Origin of the sequence: Amycolatopsis albispora, assembly GCF_003312875.1 — a bacterium.
Classification (GTDB): domain Bacteria; phylum Actinomycetota; class Actinomycetes; order Mycobacteriales; family Pseudonocardiaceae; genus Amycolatopsis; species Amycolatopsis albispora.
The window spans coordinates 2,185,749-2,206,266 of record NZ_CP015163.1 but is presented as its reverse complement, the minus strand read 5'-3'; the positions used below and the strand labels follow the sequence as shown (position 1 = coordinate 2,206,266).

19 protein-coding genes and 1 pseudogene are annotated in these 20,518 nt (G+C 71.3%); 12 read left to right on the top strand and 8 right to left on the bottom strand.

What is annotated here, in order from left to right; all coding sequences use genetic code 11:
- The first annotated feature begins 92 nt into the window (after nucleotides 1-92).
- Nucleotides 93-1,091: a TerC family protein gene (locus A4R43_RS10210; RefSeq protein WP_113692106.1), complete on the top strand. Its 999-nt coding sequence runs from the start codon at nucleotides 93-95 to the stop codon at nucleotides 1,089-1,091.
- 3 nt (nucleotides 1,092-1,094) lie between these two features.
- On the opposite strand, the gene A4R43_RS10205 is transcribed toward A4R43_RS10210, so the two are convergent.
- The 5 genes from A4R43_RS10205 to A4R43_RS10185 form a co-directional block, all read right to left on the bottom strand.
- Nucleotides 1,095-2,009 (bottom strand): AEC family transporter, encoded by a 915-nt coding sequence (locus A4R43_RS10205; RefSeq protein WP_113692105.1) that lies wholly within the window; start codon nucleotides 2,007-2,009, stop codon nucleotides 1,095-1,097.
- A 7-nt stretch (nucleotides 2,010-2,016) separates the two neighbouring features.
- The gene (locus A4R43_RS10200; protein WP_113692104.1) at nucleotides 2,017-3,153 is read right to left on the bottom strand and encodes an L-talarate/galactarate dehydratase; all 1,137 of its coding nucleotides are present in this window, start codon (nucleotides 3,151-3,153) and stop codon (nucleotides 2,017-2,019) included.
- Between the two features lie 20 nt (nucleotides 3,154-3,173).
- On the bottom strand, nucleotides 3,174-4,499 hold the full coding sequence (locus tag A4R43_RS10195) for an enolase C-terminal domain-like protein (RefSeq protein WP_113692103.1): 1,326 nt from the start codon (nucleotides 4,497-4,499) through the stop codon (nucleotides 3,174-3,176).
- Nucleotides 4,496-5,413 carry a 5-dehydro-4-deoxyglucarate dehydratase gene (gene kdgD, locus A4R43_RS10190; RefSeq protein WP_113692102.1) on the bottom strand — a complete coding sequence of 306 codons (918 nt, stop codon included), beginning with the start codon at nucleotides 5,411-5,413 and terminating at the stop codon, nucleotides 4,496-4,498. The genes A4R43_RS10195 and kdgD overlap by 4 nt, the downstream gene beginning before the upstream one ends.
- A gap of 120 nt (nucleotides 5,414-5,533) precedes the next feature.
- The gene (locus A4R43_RS10185) at nucleotides 5,534-6,427 is read right to left on the bottom strand and encodes a LysR substrate-binding domain-containing protein (protein ID WP_113692101.1); all 894 of its coding nucleotides are present in this window, start codon (nucleotides 6,425-6,427) and stop codon (nucleotides 5,534-5,536) included.
- 103 nt (nucleotides 6,428-6,530) lie between these two features.
- On the opposite strand from A4R43_RS10185, the gene A4R43_RS10180 reads away from it, so the two are divergent.
- Genes A4R43_RS10180 through A4R43_RS10170 form a run of 3 tightly spaced genes read left to right on the top strand, consistent with a single transcriptional unit; the run spans nucleotide 6,531 to nucleotide 9,525 of the window.
- Nucleotides 6,531-7,544, top strand: coding sequence for a tripartite tricarboxylate transporter substrate binding protein (locus tag A4R43_RS10180; RefSeq protein ID WP_113692100.1), 1,014 nt, complete (start codon nucleotides 6,531-6,533; stop codon nucleotides 7,542-7,544).
- Nucleotides 7,541-8,008 carry a tripartite tricarboxylate transporter TctB family protein gene (locus tag A4R43_RS10175; RefSeq protein WP_113692099.1) on the top strand — a complete coding sequence of 156 codons (468 nt, stop codon included), beginning with the start codon at nucleotides 7,541-7,543 and terminating at the stop codon, nucleotides 8,006-8,008. The genes A4R43_RS10180 and A4R43_RS10175 overlap by 4 nt, the downstream gene beginning before the upstream one ends.
- A gap of 8 nt (nucleotides 8,009-8,016) precedes the next feature.
- Complete coding sequence (locus A4R43_RS10170; protein WP_113692098.1) at nucleotides 8,017-9,525, top strand: tripartite tricarboxylate transporter permease; 1,509 nt, start codon at nucleotides 8,017-8,019, stop codon at nucleotides 9,523-9,525.
- On the opposite strand, the gene A4R43_RS10165 is transcribed toward A4R43_RS10170, so the two are convergent.
- Nucleotides 9,480-10,034, bottom strand: coding sequence for a TetR/AcrR family transcriptional regulator (locus A4R43_RS10165; protein WP_113692097.1), 555 nt, complete (start codon nucleotides 10,032-10,034; stop codon nucleotides 9,480-9,482). The genes A4R43_RS10170 and A4R43_RS10165 overlap by 46 nt on opposite strands.
- Before the next feature lie 53 nt (nucleotides 10,035-10,087).
- On the opposite strand from A4R43_RS10165, the gene A4R43_RS10160 reads away from it, so the two are divergent.
- Nucleotides 10,088-11,410 (top strand): glycoside hydrolase family 1 protein, encoded by a 1,323-nt coding sequence (locus A4R43_RS10160; protein ID WP_113692096.1) that lies wholly within the window; start codon nucleotides 10,088-10,090, stop codon nucleotides 11,408-11,410.
- Here the strand turns inward: A4R43_RS10160 and A4R43_RS10155 are convergent.
- Nucleotides 11,407-11,985, bottom strand: coding sequence for a TetR/AcrR family transcriptional regulator (locus A4R43_RS10155; protein WP_113692095.1), 579 nt, complete (start codon nucleotides 11,983-11,985; stop codon nucleotides 11,407-11,409). The genes A4R43_RS10160 and A4R43_RS10155 overlap by 4 nt on opposite strands.
- A gap of 92 nt (nucleotides 11,986-12,077) precedes the next feature.
- Between A4R43_RS10155 and A4R43_RS10150 the strand changes: the two are divergent.
- Together A4R43_RS10150 and A4R43_RS10145 are read left to right on the top strand one after the other, a co-directional pair.
- A pseudogene (locus tag A4R43_RS10150) lies at nucleotides 12,078-13,035 on the top strand (NADP-dependent oxidoreductase).
- Nucleotides 13,036-13,048: 13 nt separating this feature from the next.
- A complete protein-coding gene (locus A4R43_RS10145) occupies nucleotides 13,049-13,999 on the top strand; it encodes a GlxA family transcriptional regulator (RefSeq protein WP_113692094.1) in 951 nt (316 codons plus the stop codon).
- Here the strand turns inward: A4R43_RS10145 and A4R43_RS10140 are convergent.
- Nucleotides 13,963-14,733: a class I SAM-dependent methyltransferase gene (locus A4R43_RS10140; RefSeq protein ID WP_205215290.1), complete on the bottom strand. Its 771-nt coding sequence runs from the start codon at nucleotides 14,731-14,733 to the stop codon at nucleotides 13,963-13,965. The two genes, A4R43_RS10145 and A4R43_RS10140, sit on opposite strands and share 37 nt — an antisense overlap.
- Nucleotides 14,734-14,874: 141 nt before the next feature.
- On the opposite strand from A4R43_RS10140, the gene A4R43_RS10135 reads away from it, so the two are divergent.
- The 5 genes from A4R43_RS10135 to A4R43_RS10115 all read left to right on the top strand — a co-directional run bounded on the left by A4R43_RS10135 (nucleotide 14,875) and on the right by A4R43_RS10115 (nucleotide 20,502).
- The gene (locus A4R43_RS10135) at nucleotides 14,875-15,225 is read left to right on the top strand and encodes a DoxX family protein (RefSeq protein ID WP_113692093.1); all 351 of its coding nucleotides are present in this window, start codon (nucleotides 14,875-14,877) and stop codon (nucleotides 15,223-15,225) included.
- A gap of 100 nt (nucleotides 15,226-15,325) precedes the next feature.
- Nucleotides 15,326-17,107, top strand: coding sequence for a pectate lyase (locus A4R43_RS10130; RefSeq protein WP_113692092.1), 1,782 nt, complete (start codon nucleotides 15,326-15,328; stop codon nucleotides 17,105-17,107).
- Between the two features lie 120 nt (nucleotides 17,108-17,227).
- The gene (locus A4R43_RS10125; RefSeq protein WP_113692091.1) at nucleotides 17,228-17,692 is read left to right on the top strand and encodes a (2Fe-2S)-binding protein; all 465 of its coding nucleotides are present in this window, start codon (nucleotides 17,228-17,230) and stop codon (nucleotides 17,690-17,692) included.
- Nucleotides 17,689-19,746 carry a xanthine dehydrogenase family protein molybdopterin-binding subunit gene (locus A4R43_RS10120; RefSeq protein ID WP_162788401.1) on the top strand — a complete coding sequence of 686 codons (2,058 nt, stop codon included), beginning with the start codon at nucleotides 17,689-17,691 and terminating at the stop codon, nucleotides 19,744-19,746. The genes A4R43_RS10125 and A4R43_RS10120 overlap by 4 nt, the downstream gene beginning before the upstream one ends.
- A gap of 54 nt (nucleotides 19,747-19,800) precedes the next feature.
- Nucleotides 19,801-20,502: a DUF6882 domain-containing protein gene (locus A4R43_RS10115; protein ID WP_113692089.1), complete on the top strand. Its 702-nt coding sequence runs from the start codon at nucleotides 19,801-19,803 to the stop codon at nucleotides 20,500-20,502.
- Nucleotides 20,503-20,518 lie beyond the last annotated feature (16 nt).

Below are 20,518 nucleotides of genomic sequence, written 5' to 3'. Positions count from 1 at the left end.
GGGAGGCGCGACGCGAACGCGATGCGGTGGCGGACCCGGGGCGGGTACGTACAGTGGTGATCACCCCTTGCCCGCCGTCCCCCGGAGTGCGCATGCTCGACATCGGCCTGGTCACCTGGCTGGTCACCATCGGCTTTGTGGTCGCCCTGCTGGCAGTGGACCTGGTGCTGGCCGCGGTCCGGCCGCACCGGGTCGGGTTCGCCGAGGCGACCGCGTGGTCGGTGTTCTACGTGCTGGTCGCGGTCGGTTTCGGCGTGTGGTTCCTGCTGGCCTACGGGGGACAGGCGGGCACCGAGTACTTCGCCGGGTACATCGTCGAGAAGAGCCTGTCGGTCGACAACCTGTTCGTTTTTGTGATCATCATGACCACGTTCGCGGTGCCGGAGAAGCACCAGCACAAGGTGCTCACCTTCGGCATCGTGCTGGCGCTGCTGATGCGCGCGGCGTTCATCGCGGTCGGGGCCACGCTGCTGTCGTTGTTCTCGTTCATGTTCCTGATCTTCGGGCTGGTGCTGATCTTCACCGCGGTGCAGTTGTTCCGGCACCGCGACGAGGATCCCGACGTGGAGAACAACGTGGTGGTCAAGGCCGCGCGCCGGTTGCTGCCGACCACCGAGGACTACGTCGAGGGCAAGCTGGTCACCAAAGTGGACGGTCGCCGGATGGTGACGCCGCTGTTCGTGGTGCTGGTCGCCATCGGCGGGGTCGACCTGCTGTTCGCGCTGGACTCGATCCCGGCGGTGTTCGGCGTGACCGAGGAACCGTACATCGTGTTCACCGCGAATGCCTTCGCCCTGCTGGGCCTGCGGGCGTTGTTCTTCCTGGTGAAGGGCCTGCTGGACCGGCTGGTGTACCTGTCGGCCGGGCTGGCGCTGATCCTGGCCTTCATCGGCGTGAAGCTGATGCTGCACTGGGCGCACGTGGACATCAGCGAGAGCGTGCCGGAGATCCCGACCCCGCTCAGCCTCGGCGTGATCATCGGCATCCTGCTGGTGGTGACCGTGGCCAGCCTGGTCAAGACCCGCCGCGACCCCACCGCCAAGGCCCACCCCGGCTCGCTGCGCGGCCACCGCGAACCGGGGGAGAAGTAGCCCCTAACCCAGTAGCAGGGCGATTCCGGCCAGTACCGGGATGGAGAGCATGGTGGTCAGCAGGATGACGTCCCTGGCCAGTTCGGTGTCCTGGCCGTGGGAAGTGGCGTAGACAAAAACGTTCTGCGCGGTCGGCAGCGCGGAGGTGACCGTGACGGCCAGCAGTGCGGTGCCGCTGAGCTGCACCGCACTGCCGAGGCCGAAGGCCAGTGCGGGCTGTGCCACCGTTTTCAGCCCGACCGCCAGCCAGATCGGCCCGGCCTGGGCACCGGTGGCCGGGCGCGGCGAGCCGTGCAGGCTGGTGCCGTAGGCCAGCAGGGCGGCGGGCACGGCCAGGCCCGCGAGCAGCTCGATCGGCCGCAGCACCAGCTCCGGCGGGCGCCAGCCGAGCATCGACAGGGCCAGCCCGATCGCGCAGCCGATCACCACCGGCGTCCGCAGCGGCTGGGTGAGCAGGCGCCGCAGGGAGCGGTCCGGCTGGTCCGAAGCCAGCACGGTCAGCCCGATCGGCGCCAGCACCAGCACCTGGAACAACAGCACCGGCGCCACATACGACGCGTCGCCGAGTACGTAGACCGCGATCGCCACGCCGAGATTGCCCGCGTTGACGTACGAAGTGGACAGCGCGCCGGTGGCCAGCTGCGCGGCTTTCGGGCGGCGCCACCAGTACACCACCGCCGAGTACAGCAACGCGCACAGCACGGCACTGCCCGCGGTCGCCACCAGGGTGGTGGACAGCAGTGCGGACGGGTCGGCGTCGGCCAGGGTGAGCAGCAGCAGGGCCGGGGTGGCCACGTAGTAGGACAGGCGGGACAGCATTTCGGCCGCACCGGCACCGAGGATGCCGGTGCGGCCGGTCAGCCAGCCCACCGCGATCACCGCGAGCAGGGTGGCGAAACCGCCGAGGACAGCGTTCACGCAGTGATCATGCGGGCTTGTCCACGATCACACTGTCGGTGGTCCAGGCACGGGCCTGCTCGCTCAGCGTGATACCGAGCCCGGGGCGCGAGGACAGCCGCATCCGGCCGCCGCTGATCTCCAGCCGCTCGTTGAACAGCGGGTACAACCAGTCGAAGTGCTCGACCCACGGCTCGTGCGGGTAGGCCGCGGCCAGGTGCACGTGGATCTCCATGGCGAAGTGCGGCGCGAGCTGCAGGTTCCGGTGGTCGGCCAGGGTGGCCAGCTTGAGGAACTGCGTGATGCCGCCGATGCGTGGCGCGTCGGGCTGCAGGATGTCGGCGGCACCGTGGCGGATCAGCTCGTAGTGCTCGGCCACACTGGTCAGCATTTCGCCGGTGGCCACCGCGGTGGTCAGCGACCGCGCCAGCTCGGCGTGCCCCTCGGCGTCGTAGGCGTCCAGCGGTTCTTCGATCCAGACCAGGCCGAACTCCTCCAGCGCGCGCCCGGCCCGCATCGCGGTCGGCCGGTCCCACTGCTGGTTCGCGTCGACCATCAGCGGCACCGCGTCACCGAGGTGCTCGCGGATCGCGGCGACCCGGCGCAGGTCCTCGGCCAGGTCCGGCTGGCCCACCTTGATCTTGATGCCGCCGACGCCGGATTCGAGCGTGCGCGTGGCGTTGTCCTTGATCTGCTCGACGGACTCGTGCAGGAACCCGCCCGAGGTGTTGTAGCAGCGCACCGAATCCCGGTACGCGCCAAGGAGCTTGGCCAGCGGCAACCCGGCGCGCTTGGCCTTGAGGTCCCACAGCGCCACGTCGATCGCGGCCAGCGCCTGCGTGGCGGCCCCGCTGCGCCCGACCGAGGCACCCGACCAGGTGAGCTTGGTCCACAAGCGGCCGATGTCGCTGGGGTCCTCGCCGATCAGGTCCGGCGCGACCTCCCGCGCGTGCGCGAACTGGGCGGGCCCGCCCGCGCGCTTCGAATAGCTGAAACCGACGCCTTCGGCACCGGAGTCGGTGGTGATCTCCGCGAACAGGAACACCACCTCGGTCATCGGGCGCTGCCTGCCGGTCAGCACCTTGGCGTCGCTGATCCCGGTCGGCAGCGGCAGGGTCACCGAGGACAGCCGCACCGAGGCGATCCGGTCGAGCACGGGGGACATGGGCGCTCCTATGTAGACGGTCAGCGGACGAGGCTGGGCCGCTTGGGATCGAACTCCCAGCCGGGCACCAGGAACCGCATGGCCACCGCGTCGTCTCGGGCACCGAGCCCGTGTTCGCGGTATAGCTCGTGCGCGGCGGCCAGCGCGTCGCGGTCGAGTTCGACACCGAGGCCCGGCGCGTCGGGCACGGCCACCTCGCCACCGGTGATGCGCGGCGGGCGCCGGGTCAGCGCCTGGCCGTCCTGCCAGATCCAGTGCGTGTCGAGCGCGGTGATCGGGCCGGGGGCCGCGGCACCGGCGTGGGTGAACATGGCCAGCGAGATGTCGAAGTGGTTGTTCGAGTGTGAACCCCAGGTGAGCCCGGAATCCGCGCACAGCTGAGCCACGCGGACCGAGCCGCGCATGGTCCAGAAGTGCGGGTCGGCCAGCGGGATGTCCACCGCGTCCGCGCGCAGCGCGTGGGTCAGCTGCCGCCAGTCGGTGGCGATCATGTTCGTCGCGGTGCGAAGGCCGGTGGCACGCCGGAACTCCGCCATGGTTTCGCGGCCGGAGAACCCGCCTTCCGCGCCGACCGGGTCCTCGGCGTAGGCCAGCACGCCGTGCAGGTCGCGGCACAGCGCGATCGCCTCGTCGAGCGCCCAGGCGCCGTTGGGGTCGAGCGTGATGCGGGCGTCCGGGAACCGGCCGGCCAGCGCGCGAGCGGCCTCGATTTCCTGCTCCGCGGTGAACACCGCGCCCTTGAGCTTGAAGTCGGCGAACCCGTACCGCTGCTGCGCGGCCTCGGCCAGCTTGACCACCGCGTCGGCGGTGAGCGCGGGCTCGCGGCGCAGCCTCGCCCAGTCGTCGGCCGGGTTTCCCTCGGCTACGTAAGGAAGATCGGTGCGTTCGCGGTCACCGACGTAGAACAGGTAACCCAGCATCGGCACCGAATCCCGTTGCTGACCGTCACCGAGCAGTTCGGCCACCGGCACGCCGAGGTATTGCCCGTGCAGGTCGAGCAGCGCGGATTCGAGCGCGGTCACCGCGTGCACGGTGGTGCGCAGGTCGAAGGTCTGCAGGCCGCGGCCACCGGCGTCGCGGTCGGCGAAGGTCTCCGCGACCTGGCGCAGCAGCGACGCGTACCGCGCGACCGGCTGTCCCGCGAGCAGTTCGCCCGCCTCGGAAACGGTGCGCCGGATCGATTCGCCGCCGGGCACCTCACCGAGCCCGGTCCGGCCCTCGCTGTCGGTCACGATGGCCACGTTGCGGGTGAAGAACGGGCCGTGCGCGCCACTGAGGTTCAGCAGCATGCTGTCGTATCCGGCCACCGGCACCACTTCGACGGTGGCGACCGACGGCCCGCTCATCGCGCGGCCTTCTCGATCAGCGTGCTCAGCTCGGCCAGCTCGCTCGCGGTCAGGTCGGTCAGCGGCGGCCGCACCGGCCCGCCGTCCCGGCCGACCGCGGTCAGCCCGGCCTTGATGATCGACACCGCGTAGCCCTTGGCGCGGTCGCGGATGTCCAGGTAGGGCAGCACGAAATCGGCGAGCATGCGGTAGACCGCGGTCCGGTCCTGCGCGCGCACCGCGGTGTAGAACTTCATCGCGAACTCGGGCACGAAGTTGTACAGCGCCGAGGAATAGGTGGACACGCCGAGCTGCAGCAGCGGCAGTGCGAAGGTCTCGGCGGTGGGCAGGCCGCCGATGTAGATGAGCCGGTCGCCGACCCTGGCGTAGGTCCTGGTCATCCGCTCGATGTCGCCGATGCCGTCCTTGAGCCCGATCAGGTTCGGGTTGCGCTCGGCGGCCTCGGCCACGGTGGTGTCCGACAGCACGGCGTTGGCGCGGCTGTAGACGATCACGCCGAGCCGGGTGGCCCGGCACACCGCGCTGATGTGCTCGACCAGCCCGCGCTGCGAGGCCTCGGTCAGGTACGGCGGGAACAGCAGGATGCCGGACGCTCCGGCGGCTTCGGCGGCCTGCGCCTGCGCCACCGAGACCGCGGTCGCGCCGGTCGCCGGGGCGACCACCGGGACGGTGCCGCCCACCTCGCCGACGGCCGCGCGGACCACCTGGTCGATCTCCGCCGGGGTGAGCGAGAAGCCCTCACCGGTACCGCCCGCGGCGAACAGCCCGGCCGCGCCGCAGCTCGCCTGCCAGGCCAGGTGCTCGCGGTACCGCGGCTCGTCGAAGCGCAGCTCGGCGTCGAAGTGCGTCACCGGGAAGGAGAGCAGCCCGGAGGTCAGCTTTTCGGCCAGGGCGTCGGGCGGCAGCAGCGTCACGGTTGTTGTCCCCTTGGATTCCGGTGGTCCGCGTGGTGGCGCGGCGGTCACGATCACCGTAAGTACCGGAATCGATGCTTGTCCAAGTGCTGTTTCGCATGGCTTGATACCCGCGCGGCATCACTGGAGCGGAGTGAAGTCTTTCAGCACCTCCAGCGCGCGCCACAGCGCCGGGTTCGGGGAGTCGCGGCGCCACAGCAGGTGCAGCTCCGCGGGCTGCGGCACGGCGGTGGCCAGCCGGACGAAGCCCACGCCCGCGATGGACAGCCGGGCCGCCGACGCGGGCACGAAGGCGATCCCGCGCCCGGCCGCGACCAGCCACAGCATGGTCAGCACCTGGCTGACCGTGTGCACGGTGTTCTGGTGCGCGATCGGCACGATGCCGACCACCAGGTCGTAGAAGTACCTGGCCTCGGTGGGGGAGTGCATGATCACCGGCTCGTCGGCCACGTCGGCGGCGGTGACGTCCCGGCCCAGCTCGAGCAGCAGGTGCCCGGTGGGCGCGGCGACCAGCATCGCCTCGCGGTGCAGCAGGTGCGAGCTGAACGTCTTGTGGTCGAACGGGGGCCGCGCCAGGCCGAGGTCGATCTCCTCGTTGCGCAGCCCGGCGACCTGCTCCCTGGTGACCATCTCGCCGAGGCCGACGTCGACCTCCGGCAGTTCCGCGCTGAGCCGGTTGAGCAGCCTGCCGAGCACCCCGTAGGTCGAGGCGGCGGTGAAGCCGATGCGCACCATGCCGGTCGAGCCGGACGACACCCGGCGCGCCAGGTCCGGGGCCGCGTCGGCGAGCGAGAGCAGGCGGCGCGCTTCAAGCAGGAACACCTCGCCCGCCGCGGTCAGCTCGACCCGCCGGTTGTCGCGGACCAGCAACTGCGCGTCAACGGCCCGCTCCAGCTTTTGGATCTGCCTGCTCAGCGGCGGCTGGGTCATCTTCAGCCTGGCCGCCGCGCGGCCGAAGTGCAGCTCGTCCGCGACGGCGACAAAACCGCGGAGCTGTTCGAGCGTGAAGGTCATGCCGCGAAGGTATCAATCCATGCCTTATCGGATTTGGACAGACATCGAATGCCGCCCATACGCTCCCTTCCCTCTGGCCGCTTCTCGAAGGAGAGAAACGACAATGACCAGGAACCCCGGCACACGCCGATGGCTGGCGCTCGGCCTCGGCTTGGTGCTGGCCATGCCGCTGGGCGCGTGCGGCGGAAATCTGGGGGCCGGCGCGGACGCCGCAGCGAAGGACTACCCCAACGGCGACCCGATCACCGTCTACGCCGGCGCGGATCCCGGCGGCAGCACCGACCTCATCGCCAGGGCACTGGCCGACGGCGTGACCGGCGACCTCGGCGTCGCGGTCACCGTGGAGAACAAGCCGGGCGCGAACGGCGCGCTGGCGGCCAGGGAACTCAGCGGGAAGAAGCCGAACGGCCACACGCTGATGGTCTACAACGGCAGCCTCGCCTACATCACCCCGCTCGCGGTGCCGGAGAAGCAGGCGATCGACATCGCCGACTACGAGGTGGTCACCGGCGTTTCGCAGGACGACTACGTGCTGGTCACCGCGCCCGGATCCGGGCTGTCCACGATCGAGGACCTCAAGCGCGCCGGGCGCCCGCTCACCTACGGCACCACCGGCGCGGGCACCGGCAGCCAGCTCGCGCAGGCGCTGCTGTTCGCCCAGGCCGGGATCGCCGGCACCGCGGTGCCGTTCGACGGTGGTTCGCCCACGATGACCGCGGTGCTCGGCGGGCAGGTCGACGTCGGCGCCGTGCAGCTCGGTGAGGCCAGCGAGCAGATCGTCGCCGGGCAGCTCAAGCCGATCGTCACCTTCGCCGAGAAGCGTCCCGCCTACCTGCCGGGCACACCGACCGCGGTGGAGGAGGGCTACCAGGTGCCGGTGCAGCAGTCGCGTGCGGTGTTCGCGCCGAAGGGCACGCCGGTGGAGATCCTGCAGCGGCTGCGGCTGGCGTTCCAGCAGGTGTTCGCCACCCCGGCGTACCAGAAGTTCAACCAGGACAACCTGCTCACGCCGAACGAGGTCGACGGTGCGGAGTTGCGCCGCCAGTGGACCGCGAACCTGGAGCGGTACCGCGCGGTGACCCGGCAGTTCCAGATCGATCTGGGGGATTCCGAATGACCGCACCGGAAGAAGAACAGCCGTCCGCCGCCGGGCCGCTGACCAACGCGGTGACCGCGGTGGTGCTCATCGGCATCGGCGTGGTGGCGGTGATCGCCTCGCTGGCGCTCGGTGTCGGCACCGCGAGCGAACCCGATTCCGGCATGTGGCCGCTCCTGCTCGGGGGCGCGCTGGTGGTGCTCGGCGCCGCGCTGCTGGTGCGGTTCCGCGCCCCCGCCGACACCGAGCGCTTCACCGGTTCGAGCTGGCTGGTGCTCGCGGGCCTGGCGACGATGGTCTTCTTCGTCGCGGTCATCGAGTACATCGGCTTCGAGATCCCGGCGACGCTGCTCTGCTTCGCCTGGCTCCGGTTCCTCGGCCGCGAGAACCTGCGACTGTCCATTGTGGGCAGTGTCGCGATGGTCGCGGTGTTCTACGCCGTGTTTGTCGGCGCCCTGTCCGTGCCCATCCCGCACCTGCTCTAGGAGGGTTCGTGGACCTCACGCCCGTGCTCGACGGTTTCGCCGTCGTCGCCGAACCGGCGAACCTGCTCTACTGCCTGCTCGGCGTGGTGATCGGCATGCTGGTCGGGGTGCTGCCCGGCCTCGGCCCGGCGGCCACCATCGCCATCCTGCTGCCGCTGACCTTCGGCATCGAGCCGGTGACCGCGATCATCATGCTGGCCGGGATCTTCTACGGCGCGCAGTACGGCGGCACGATCACCTCGGTGCTGCTGAAGCTGCCCGGCGAGGCCTCCTCGGTGGTGACCGTGTTCGACGGGCACGCGATGGCCAAGCAGGGCAGGGCGGGCACCGCGCTCGGCATCGCCGCGATCGGCTCGTTCGTCGGCGGCACGGTGTCCATCGTGGCGTTGTCGCTGCTGGCACCGCTGGTCGCCGGGTTCGCGCTCGACTTCGGCCCGCCCGAGTACACCGCGCTGGCGCTGCTCGGCATCCTGCTGGTGGCCACGGTCAGCAGCGGCAACCGGCTCAAGGCGCTGATCGCCGCCTGCCTCGGCCTGCTGCTGGCCACCGTCGGCCGGGACGGGTTCACCGCGGCCGAGCGGTTCACCTTCGACAACCTGTCGCTGGCCGACGGGCTCGACTTCGTGCCGATCGCGATGGGCCTGTTCGGCCTCGGCGAGATCCTCTACAACCTCGAGCAGCGGCACCGCGCGGCGCAGGCACCGGCGACGGTGGCGAACGCCTGGCCGTCGCGGGCGGACCTGAAGCAGTCCTCCGGGGCCATCGGCCGCGGTTCGGTGCTCGGGTTCGTGCTCGGCATCCTGCCCGGCGGCGGCGCGACGCTGTCGTCGCTGGCCGCCTACGCCGTCGAGAAGCGCCGCGCGAAGGACCCCGGCCGCTTCGGCAAGGGCGCCGTCGAAGGCGTCGCGGGCCCGGAGTCGGCCAACAACGCGGCCGCTACCTCGTCGTTCATCCCGCTGCTGACCCTGGGCATCCCGGCGAACGCCACCATGGCGGTGATCTTCGGCGCGCTGCTCATCCAGGGTGTGAGCCCCGGCCCGCAGCTGGTCTCCGAGGACCCGGAGCTGTTCTGGGGCGTGGTCAACTCGATGTACCTCGGCAACATCCTGCTGCTGATCATGAGCATTCCGCTGGTCGGGTTGTTCGTGAAGATCCTGCGCGTGCGGGCCACCGTGCTCGCGCCGATCACCGTGCTGATCACGCTGATCGGGGTGTACACGGTGAACAACGACGTGTTCGACATCGTGCTGGTGATCGCCTTCGGCGCGCTCGGTTACCTGATGAAGAAGCTCGGCTTCGACCCGGGACCGCTGGTGCTCGCCTTTGTGCTCGGCTCGCTGCTGGAGGAGTCGCTGCGGCGGTCGCTGCTGATCTTCGACGGCAATCCCGGCGGCTTCTTCACCCGGCCGATCTCCGGGGTGCTGCTGGTGGCCTTCGTGCTCGTCGCGGCGTGGCCGGTGGTGCGGGCCCGTCAGCGCCGGTCCCGCGAGAGGAGTTCGGCGAGCACCCGGGTGTAGCGCCCGGCGTCCACCCCGCCGGGATCGGCGCCGAAGAACTCGGAAGTGAGGAAGTAGCCGACGGTCGCGCACAGCAGGACCGCCGCGTCGGCGGCCGGATCGCCGGAGCCCGTGCCGAGGTCTCCGGCGATCCCGGTCAGCCCGCCGTCGACGAGCACCTCCCGGACGCGGCGCACCAGGTGCGGCATGGCACCGCGTTCGCGGATCAGGATCTCGATCAGCGGCCGGACCTCACGCAGGAACTCCAGGTCGGCGGCCAGGCGGTCGGCCAGCGGGCGGCCGGGATCGGGTTCGCGCTCGGGCCGGATTTCCCGCAGCCGCGCCAGTTCCCGCTCGACCACGGCGTCCAGCACGGCTCGTTTCGACGGGAAGTGGCGGTGGAACGAGCCGGTGCCCTCGGCCAGGCCGACGCCGCGCTCGATGGAGCTGATCGTGGTGCCGGCGAAGCCGCGCTCGGCGAACTGCCGCAGCGCTTCGTCCATGATCCGTGCACGCGTCTCGCCGGACATGGGCGCAAGGGTACCCTTGCGTCGCGCAAGGGGTTCCTTGCATACTCGCCGGTATGGCGATCCGATGGCGTGCCGCGGCGATCCTGCTCCTGCTCATCCCGCTGGCCCTGCCGGGCAGCGCGGTCGCCGAGGCCGCGGTGCCGATTCCGCGGGTGCCCGCCGATTTCCACTGGGGCGTGGCGACTTCGGGCTTCCAGACCGAGGGTGACGCGCCGGACAGCAACTGGCGGCGCTACGTCGACGGCGGCGCCACCACGGTGCACGACCCGTACGCCAACGCCGTCGACTTCCGCAACCGCTACGCCGGTGACATCGCGCTCGCCGAGGACATGGGCGTGAACACCTTCCGGATCGGCGTGGAATGGCCGCGGATCGAACCGCGTCCCGGGGAGATCGACCAGTCGGCGCTGGCGCTCTACGACGGCATGGTGCGGGAGATCGAGGCGGCCGGGATGACGCCGATGATCACGCTGACCCACTTCACCCATCCCGGCTGGATCACCGACCGCGGCGGCTGGACGAACGCCTCCACAGTGGACAGCTGGCTGGCCTTCGCCGAACTGGTGGTGTCGCGGTACGCCGGGAAGGGCGCGCTCTGGATCACCTTCAACGAGGCCACCATCTACCGGAGCTTCGAGGAGCGCAACGGCGGGCTGAACGTGTTCCAGTCCGACGCGATGATGCGGAACCTGGTCACCGCGCACCGCCGCGGCTACGACCTGATCCACCGGCTCGACCCGGGCGCGAAGGTGAGCAGCAATCTCGCGGTCAAGCCGCCGCCGCTGCAGTGGTTCGACGACGCGTCCTTTGTGGACAAGGTGCGCGACAAGCTGGACTTTGCCGGCATCGACTACTACTACGGCGCCAGCCTGGACAACCTGAGCGCGATCCACGGTGCCACCGACGAGTTCTGGAAGATCGACCCGCAGCCGGACGGGCTGTACCACGCGCTGAAGACCTATCACCGCAAGTTCCCGGAACTGCCGCTGTACGTGGTGGAGAACGGGATGCCAACGGACAACGGCAAACCCCGCGCGGACGGCTACACCAGGGCGGACCACCTGCGTGACCACGTGTACTGGCTGCAGCGCGCGATGGCCGAGGGCATCGAGGTGATCGGCTACAACTACTGGAGCATCACCGACAACTACGAATGGGGCAGCTACCGGCCGCGGTTCGGGCTGTACACAGTGGACGCGCTGACCGATCCCGCGCTGACCCGGCGGCCGACCGACGCCGTGCCCGCCTACCGTGAACTCATCTCGGGCGCGGGCGTGCCGCCGGGCTACCTGCCGAAGCGCCGTCCGGCGTGGTGTGCCTTCGCCGACCTGAGCACCTGCTTCGGCCCGGTCCCGCTGTCGGCCCAGCCCGGTTAGCGGCCGGCCGGCGGGCGGAGGCCGTCCATCAGGAGGTTCAGCAGGCGACCGGCCTTGGCTTCCTGCTCGGGCCGCGGGGCCACGGTGAAGATGCCGATGAGGGAAGCGGCGATGTCTTCGGCCGTGACATCGGTGCGGAGATCGCCCGCCACGCGGCCCGCGTCGAGAATCGTGGTGATGGCCGCCAGTAGCTCGGCCCGGGTCCGCGCATGGGCGATCTCGCCCGCTTCGACCATCGCGAGCAGCGTGTCGAGCATGCCGTTCTTGGTCGCGATCCAGTCCCCGAACAGGTCCATCCAGTGCCGCATCGCGGTGGCCGGTGGCAGCCGGTCGAGCAGGTCGCGGGCACCGGTGGTCAGCCGCTCGACCTGGTCCCGGTAGACCGCGTCGACGAGCGACTCGCGGGTCGGGAAGTGCCGGTAGAGCGTGGCGATGCCGACGCCGGCCTCGCGGGCGATCGCCCGCATCGACGGCTCGGCGTCCGCCGAGGCGAACAGGCGAGTCGCCACCGCGAGCAGCTGGTCGCGGTTGCGGGCCGCGTCCGCCCGTGGTCCACGGGTCTCCACTTCGGCCAAAACGGATCACGCTCCGGTTGTGTTAGGCTCGTCCAGGTAACCGGAGCATAGTCCGTTTCGGCGTGTTCCCTCAGCCAAGGAGACAGGCGTACATGCGGCAACAGCACGATCGACCGCCGGTGGACCGGAGCCGGGCGGTCCGGCTCGATTCGTTCGGCGGTCCCGAAGTCCTGGACGTCCGCGAGGTTCCCGCCCCGCTGGCCGGTCAGGGACAGATCCGGGTGCGGGTCACCACGGCCGGTCTCAACCCGATGGACTGGATCATGACCGCGGACGCGGAGACCGCCGCCCGGTTCGGCCTGAGCCTCCCGGCCGGGTTCGGCACCGACTACGCGGGTGTGGTCGACCAGGTCGGCGCCGGGGTGACCGGCTTCGTGCCGGGCGACCGGGTGTTCGGGGGCGCGTTGTCCCGCGCGGTGGCTGACTTCGTGGTGATCGACCCTGGCGGGGCAGTCGCGGCGAACGAGGTGCATCACACCCCCGACGGCGTCGGCGACCGCACCGCCGCCACCCTCACCATCGCCGGCCGCACGGCATCGGCCGCGCTCGCCGCGGTGGCCCCCGGCCCGGACGACACCGTCCTGATCGGCGGCGCGGCCGGCGGGGTCGGGGTCTTCGCCGTCCAACTGGCCAGGATCGCCGGAGCGCGCGTGATCGGCACGGGATCCGGCGGCATCGGCCGGGTTCCTGCGTGATCTCGGCGCCGAGCCGGTCACCTACGGCGACGGCCTGGCCGACCGCGTCCGCGCCCTCGCGCCCGGCGGCGTCACCGCCGCCCTCGACCTGCACGGGACGGAGACCGTGCACACCGCGAGGGAACTCGGCGTCCCGGACAGCCGCATCTGCACCATCGCCACCAAGATCGACGGAGTGGCGGCGGCCAACGGCGCGAACGCCGCGCCCGGTGCGCTGGACGAGATCGCCGGCCTGGTCGCGGCCGGCCGGCTCCGGGTACCGATCGCCGCGAGCTTCCCGATCGAGAAGATCCGCCAGGCGGCCGAGCTCCAGGCCGGCCGGCACGTGCACGGCAAGGTCGTCATCGGCCTCTAGCTAGATTGGCCCCATGCACACCGTGGCCGTTCTCGCGCTGGACAAGGTCATTCCGTTCGACCTGTCGACGCCGATCGAGGTGTTCACGCGCACCCGCCTGCCCGGCGGTGACGCCGCCTACGAAGTGCGGGTTTGCGGGGTGTCGCCGGCGGTGGACGCCGGGGCGTTCGTGCTCCAGCCGCGCTGGGGACTCGACGGGCTGACCGGCGCGGACACGGTGATCGTGCCGGGTTGTGCCGAGGCGGCCGAGGTACCCGAGGCGGTGCTCGACGCGCTTCGGCGGGCCGCCGCCCGTGGCGCGCGGATCGCCTCGATCTGCTCGGGTGCGCTGGTGCTCGCGAGCACCGGGCTGCTCGACGGCCTGCGCGCGACCACGCACTGGGCCTGCGCCCCGGCGCTCGCCGCGCGTCATCCCGCGGTCGAAGTGGACCCGGACGTGCTCTACGTGGACAACGGGCAGCTCCTCACCTCGGCCGGGGCGTCGGCGGGCCTGGATCTGTGCCTGCACCTGATCCGCCGCGACCACGGTTCGGCGGTCGCCGCCGACGCCGCGCGGCTGTCGGTCATGCCGCTGGAACGCGAAGGCGGGCAGGCGCAGTTCATCGTGCACGAGCAGCCGCCGGTCCCGCGCGGCTCCGAGCTGGAACCGCTGCTGCGCTGGATGGAGGAGAACTCCGCGCGCGAGCTGACGCTCAACGACATCGCCGCGCACGCGGGCATGAGCCCCCGCACGCTGAACCGGCGGTTCCGCGAGCAGACCGGGACCACCCCGGTGCAGTGGCTGCTGCGGGCACGGATCCGCCGGGCGCAGCACCTGCTCGAAGCCACCGCGCACCCGGTCGACCGGATCGCTGGCGAGGTCGGGTTCGGCTCCGCGACGGCGTTCCGCGACCGGTTCAAGCGCGTGGTCGGCATCAGCCCGAAGACCTATCGCGCGGCCTTCTTGGTGCCGGTCACCAGGTAGCTCGGGAACCACGGGCCGCCCCACCAGGCCCGCCAGCCGAGATTGCGGCGTCCCGGCGTCTCGATTCCCTTGGCGCGCAGCACTTCGACGTACTTCCCGGTGTGCCCGAGATCCGCGATGGCGAGGCGGCCGCCGGGGCGCAGCACGCGCACGGCCTCGCCGAGCGCGGCCCGGCGGCCTTCGGCGGTCGGGATGTGGTGTAGCGCGAAGCCGCTGACGACCACGTCGAAAGCGTTGTCGGCGAAGGGCAGCCTGGTCATGTCGGCGGTGTGCAGCGACACCCGCGCGGCGACGCCCTCGAGTTCGGCGTTGCGGCGCGTGGCCTCCGGTGAATTGCCGGTCTGGTCGGGCCGCCACCGGTCGACGCCGGCCGCGTGGCCTCCGGGAAGCAACTCGGCCGCGGCAAGGAGAACCGCACCGCGGCCGCAGCCCAGGTCGAGCAGGCGTTCGTCCCCGCGCAGCCCGAGCGCGGCGAGCACGCGAGCCCACACCTCGAACTTGCCGACGCGGGAGGTGTAGGCGAACGTGGCCGCCGTGAACGCCAGCAGGGCGATGATCAGGCCGCCCCCGACGGCCGCCCAGACCCGCCCGGTGACGGCGTCGGACACCACAAAGCCCAGCAGGACGGCGAACATCGTGACGATGGCGACGCCCTGCACCTTGGCCGGGATCAGCCGGAAATCGCCGTCGATGCCGTACTTCCCGCGACGGCCGCGCGTTCCGGCATGTCCCACAACGACCTCCGTGCCCGATTCGGGTGACCGCGGCCATCCTCGGCCAGGCACGCACCTTTTGTGAAGATGTTTCGGGTCACCTCGGGTGGTCCCGGCTCGTCAGGGAAGTGGTAATTCCCTTTTCCGAGCAAAGGAGCGGCTGTGACTGTCGCGTTCTACCTGATCATCGGCCTGACCATCGTGCTGAACGCCGGGATCGCGATCGCGGACTACCTGCGGGCTGATTTTGTGCTGGCGAATTCGGCCGCGGTGGAGGTGCCGCCGTCGTGGCTGCCGATGCTGGCCACGGCCAAGCTCGCCGGTGCGCTCGGCCTCGCGGCGGGGCTGCTCGGCCTGCGGTACCTCGGCATCGCGGCGGCGGCCGGGCTGGTGTTGTTCTTCGTCGGCGCGGTGGTGGCCCACCTCCGGGTCCGGGTGCTGCGTTCGCTCCCGGTGCCCGCCGCTTTCCTGGGCCTCGCCACGGCTTCGCTGGTGCTCATGCTCGCTCACTGAGCGGCGAAGTTGTTGACGTGAGCGCTCCCGCGAGCCAAGCTGTCGTTTACAAATGTGGACGTTGTTCATGTATGTGAACACGCGGGAAGGGTGCTGGGGCATGGACATCACTCGTCGTCAGTTCGGTTTTTTCGCCACGGCCGTGCCGGTGGCGACGTTCGCCGCCGGAGGGCCCGCGCTCGCGGCCGGTGCGCCCAGTGCGCTTGGCAGTGCGCCTGATGTGCCCGCCGCGATGCGCCGGGCCGCGGTGTTCTTCGACGAGCACCTGTCCCACCGCGGTGGTTACGTGTGGAGCTACCTGCCCGACCTGTCGCGCACCTGGGGTGAGATGGCTGCCGAGCGCACCATGTGCTGGGTGCAGCCGCCGGGCACGCCGTCGGTGGGGCACAGCCTGCTCGACGCCTACCACGCCACCGGCGACGAGACGTTCTGGCGCGCCGCCGAGCGGACCGGTCTCGCGCTCGCCGAGGTGCAGCTGCCCGGCGGTGGCTGGAACTACGTGCACGACTTCGCCGGGGAGAAGTCGCTGCGCCGGTGGTACGAAACGGTCGGCGCGAGCGGCTGGCGGCTGGAGGAGTTCCAGCACTACTACGGCAACGCGACCTTCGACGACGCCGGTACCTCGACCGCCGCGCAGCTGATCCTGCGGCTGTACCTGGAACGCCGCGACCCCCGGTTCCGCGCGGCGCTCGACCGCGTGCTGCGCTTCCTGCTCAAGGCGCAGCTCAAGGGCGGCATCGTCGATGGCGGCTGGCCGCAGCGTTTCCCGCGCGTTTCGGGGGCGGTGACGGACACGCCGTGGCCGGAGGTGCTGCCGCCGTGGCTGCCATCGGACATCCGGCACGGCATGGAGGACGGCGACTACACCGGGCACGTCACGTTCAACGACGACGTGCTGGGGGAGAACATCAAGTTCCTGCTGATGTGCATGGCCACCCTCGGCAAGACGGAACTGGCCGGCCCGATCCGGCGGGCGATGGAGTGCCTGCGGCGGCTCCAGCAGCCCGGCCCGCAGGCCGGCTGGGGATTGCAGCACCTGGCACGCGCCGCCGGTGGCCGGCCGGCCGGGGCGCCCGCGGGCGCGCGCTCCTACGAGCCGCGCGCGCTGGCCACGCACACCACGCAGACCAACGTGCAGCAGCTGTTCCACTACTTCCGCCTCACCGGCGACCACAACTTCCTGGCCGGGGTGCCCGCCGCACTGTCCTGGTTGGACAGTTGCCGGCTGACCCCGCAGCAGCTGGCGGAAAACCCGCTGCTGGCCGGGAGAACGCACCCGACCTTCGTCGAACTGGGCACCAACCGGGCGCGGTTCGTGCACCGGTTCGGCTCGAACGTGCGCAACGGGGCGTACTACTCGGACTATGATCACCGGGCGACGCTGAGCCACTACTCCGGTGGTCGCGCGGTGGACACGGCCGGGCTGCGCAAGACCTACGACGAGCTGATGGCGCTGACCCCGCGCGAGGTCGCCGACCTGAAGGCGAGGTCACCGCTGAGCGGTGAGACGATCCCGCTGCCGAGGTACTTCTCGCTGCGCGATCTGCAACTGACCGACCTGTTCCGCGACGCGCCGATGCCGCTGCCGGTGGTCACGGACGAGGAGGCGCAGGGCCTGGCCGACAAGCTCGTCGGCGGGGAGTACTGGCTGAGCGCGTCGGACGCCACGACGAACCCGTATCTCGGGCCCGCGCCGGAGACGCCGTACCTGGGCAAGGCGTACATGAGCAAGCACGTCGGGGATGTCTACGACACGTCGCCGTACGACCCGGCGAACCCGCCGGAAGAGCCGCCGTACGTGCCGACGCCGCGGCCGCAGGTGATCAGCACGAGCACCTATGTGGCGAACATGGGGAAACTCATCGCCTGGCGAGCCGGGTAGCCCCGGCGGCGAGCGCAGGGCAGGCCCGATGTCACCTCAGCGGCCGAAAGGACGATTGTCGGGCTTCTGCGGCGGTGCGATGCTGGGTGGGATCGCTCCCACCACCATCCGGAGGCACTCGTGCCGGTGTACCGACTGCTGGTCAACGGCATCGAGCGGGAAGTCGAGGCACGCCCGGACACGCCCCTGCTCTGGGTCCTGCGCGACCAGCTCGGCCTGACCGGGCCCAAGTACGGCTGCGGCGTCGGCGCCTGCGGAGCCTGCGTGTCCCTGCTGGACGGCGAGGCGGCCAGGGTGTGCGTGCTGCCGGTCGGGGAGCTGGGCGAGCGCGCGGTGACCACCGTCGAGGGCCTGGACGACCACCCCGTGCAGCGCGCCTGGATCGCCGGTGACGTGGCACAGTGCGGTTACTGCCAGGCCGGGCAGATCATGAGCACCGTCGCGCTGCTGCGAGACCGGCCTCAACCGTCCGATTCGGACATTGACGAAGCGTTGCGGGACAACGTGTGCCGCTGCGGGACCTATCCGCGGATCCGCCGGGCCGTGCACGCGGCGGCGGAGCTGGCGCGGGAGGAGGGCCGGTGATCAGCAGGCGCGGCTTCCTGGCCGGTGCGGGTGCCGCGGCGCTGCTGGTCGCGATCCCCGTCCCGGCCGTCGGCCAGTCCGCGCAGTCCGCCCAGTCAGCCGAGTTCACGCCCAGCGTGTTCGTGCGCATCGGCGCGGACGGCCGCATCGAGGTGACCGTGCCGCGCCCGGACACCGGCCAGGGCGTCCGCACGGTCGCGTTGCTGCTCGTCGCCGAGGAGCTTTCCGTTGCCCCTGAACACCTCGTGGTGCACCAGGCACCCGGTGACACCGCGCGTTACGGCTCGCAGCTGGTCGCCGGTTCGCAGTCGGTCCAGCTGCTGATCGGGCCGTTGCGCACGGCGGGCGCGACCGCGCGCTGCCTGCTGCTGACCGCGGCGGCCCGCCGCTGGCAGGTGCCGGTCGCGCAGTGCCGGGCCCGCGACGGTTACGTCTGGCACGACCAGCACGGCCGCCTTTCCTACGCCGAACTGGTGGCCGACGCCGCCGCCATCGATCCGGCGACCGTGCCGGTCACGCTCACTCCGCGGGCCGAATGGCGGTTCCTCGGCAAGGAAGCCACCCGCATCGACGCCGCCGACATCGTCACCGGCCGGGCGCGCTTCGGCATCGACGTGCGCGAGCCGGGCACGCGGTTCGCCGTGGTGCGCCGCGCGGAGTGGATCGGCGCGACCGTCGCCACGGTGGACGACACCGCCGCCCGCGCGGTGCCCGGCGTGCTCGACGTGATCCGGCTCGACCCGGCCGCGGGCACGCAGGGCGGCGTGGCCGTGATCGCCGACTCGACCGCCGCCGCGCTCGCCGGGCGCGAAGCGCTGGTCGTCGGCTGGACCGGCGGCAGCCCGCAGGCCGACAGCCGGGCGTGGCTGGCCGGCCTCGCGTCCGCCGTGCCCGCGCCACCGCGGGCACCCGGCCCGGTCGGCCTCGACCTGACCTACCACCTGCCGCTGCTCGCGCACGCGCCGATGGAACCGCTCAACGCCACCGCGCACCTGCCCGGCGACGGCACGCTGACCATTCACGCGCCCACGCAGGACCCCGGCGGCATGCGCGACCAGCTGGCGCAGCTGCTCAAGCTCGACCGGGCCGCGGTCACCGTGCACGCGACGCTGGCCGGTGGTGCCTTCGGCCGCCGGTTCGAGCTGGACTTCGTGCTGGAGGCGGTCGCCTGCTCGCGGGTCACCGGGAAGCCGGTGAAGCTGCTGTGGACCCGCGACGACGACACGCAGCACGATTCGTACCGCCCGATGTCGGTGCACCGGCTCACCGCGGTGCTCGCCCGCGACGGCGTGCCGCGCTGGCGTTCGCACGGGGTCGCGACCTGGCCGCTCACCACGGCTCCGTTCTCCAACAACCCCGAGCTGGTGCTGCTCAGCGGTGACCAGTTCCCGTACCGGGTGCCGGGGAAACCGTCGGTGGTGCTGAAGCCGTCGCCGCTGCGCACCGGGTTCTGGCGGTCGGTCTACGCGGGCCCGTTCGTGTTCGCCGAGGAGTGCTTCCTCTCCGCCGCGGGTCACCGCGCCGGGCTGGACCAGGTGGAGCTGCGACGCCGGTTGCTGCCGTCCGATTCCCGGCTCCGGCGTGTGCTCGACGCGGCCGCGAGCCAGGCACCGCCGCCCGCCGGGGTGGTGCGCGGAGTCGCCTGCCATCTCGACTACGGCTCAGCCATCGCGGTGCTCGCCGACGTCCGCGATCTCGGCGGCACGCCGGTGGTCAGCCGGGTCACCGCGGCCGTGGACGTCGGGATCGCACTGCATCCGTCCGGCGTGCGCGCGCAGGTCGAGGGCGGCGTGATGGACGCGGTGTCCACTGTGTTCGGTGCGCAGATCACCGTGCGCGACGGCCGCGTGGTGCAGTCCTCGTTCCGCGACTACGCCTGGGCCCGCATCGACCGGGCGCCGGAGATCGACGTGGTCATCGTGGACTCCGGGGAAGCGCCGGGCGGGCTCGGCGAACTCGCCTACCCGCCGGCGTCCGCGGCGATCGCCTCGGCGGTGGCGGCACTGACCGGCGTGCCCGTGCACGGCATGCCGGTGACCGCGGAAACCGGCTGAGGAGTTCCCCGGAAACCGCCTGACGGCGGCCGCCGGAACAGTACGCTCCCCGCCATGCCCACGTTTCTCGAACTCCAGGACGACGCCGCCCTGCTTTCCTTCGAACACCAGCTGCACCTGTCCGAGCGGGTCGGTGAGCACTCGTGGCGCGTGGATCTCGCGCAGCCGCTGTTCGAGTTCACCGGGGAGAATCCGCTGACCTGCGACCGGGTGCACCTGCTCGGCAGCGCCGCGCCCGGCCCTGGATCGTGGCTGTGGGCGTGGGCGAACCCGTTCGGCTACCGGCCCGAGGTGCTCGGGATCGCGCTGGAGGCCAAGGAATTCGGGGAACGCCACGGCATTCCGGAACTCGCGCAGCCGGAGGTGCCGTTCGACGCGCTGCCGGGCTCGCCGTCGGAACCGGCGCAGGTGGCGTCGCTGATGATGGAGGCGGCGAAGGTGGCGACCGGCCGCTGGTCCGGTTACCAGGGCCCGGTCGGCGGAGGCACCAGGGCCGGCTTCCTGCTGGAGCACCCGGAACTCGCGCTACCGCCCGCGACCTCCGCGCGGACCATGCGTGTGCTGCAGCAGGGCGTGCTGGAGCTGACGCTGCACGACCACCGGCGCGCGTTCGGTGCCTACGCCGTGCACCGCGGGCTGCGGGTCACCGAAGACGGTCCACTGTGGATCTCCGGCCCGGATTTCCGGATCGCCGTCGAGTTCGATGAGCAGAACCTGATGACGAAGATGTCCGCGACGCTGGGCGCGCCGGGCTGAGGGTGAAGTGATCGAT

Excerpts from the sequence above, each read along its gene's own strand:
- A4R43_RS10210 (WP_113692106.1), top strand. The coding sequence starts at position 93 with ATGCTCGACATCGGCCTGGTCACCTGGCTGGTCACCATCGGCTTTGTG.
- A4R43_RS10160 (WP_113692096.1), top strand. The coding sequence starts at position 10,088 with ATGGCGATCCGATGGCGTGCCGCGGCGATCCTGCTCCTGCTCATCCCG.
- A4R43_RS10115 (WP_113692089.1), top strand. The coding sequence starts at position 19,801 with ATGCCCACGTTTCTCGAACTCCAGGACGACGCCGCCCTGCTTTCCTTC.
- A4R43_RS10180 (WP_113692100.1), top strand. The coding sequence starts at position 6,531 with ATGACCAGGAACCCCGGCACACGCCGATGGCTGGCGCTCGGCCTCGGC.
- A4R43_RS10165 (WP_113692097.1), bottom strand. The coding sequence starts at position 10,034 with ATGTCCGGCGAGACGCGTGCACGGATCATGGACGAAGCGCTGCGGCAG.
- A4R43_RS10145 (WP_113692094.1), top strand. The coding sequence starts at position 13,049 with ATGCACACCGTGGCCGTTCTCGCGCTGGACAAGGTCATTCCGTTCGAC.
- A4R43_RS10175 (WP_113692099.1), top strand. The coding sequence starts at position 7,541 with ATGACCGCACCGGAAGAAGAACAGCCGTCCGCCGCCGGGCCGCTGACC.
- A4R43_RS10185 (WP_113692101.1), bottom strand. The coding sequence starts at position 6,427 with ATGACCTTCACGCTCGAACAGCTCCGCGGTTTTGTCGCCGTCGCGGAC.
- A4R43_RS10200 (WP_113692104.1), bottom strand. The coding sequence starts at position 3,153 with ATGTCCCCCGTGCTCGACCGGATCGCCTCGGTGCGGCTGTCCTCGGTG.
- A4R43_RS10130 (WP_113692092.1), top strand. The coding sequence starts at position 15,326 with ATGGACATCACTCGTCGTCAGTTCGGTTTTTTCGCCACGGCCGTGCCG.
- A4R43_RS10195 (WP_113692103.1), bottom strand. The coding sequence starts at position 4,499 with ATGAGCGGGCCGTCGGTCGCCACCGTCGAAGTGGTGCCGGTGGCCGGA.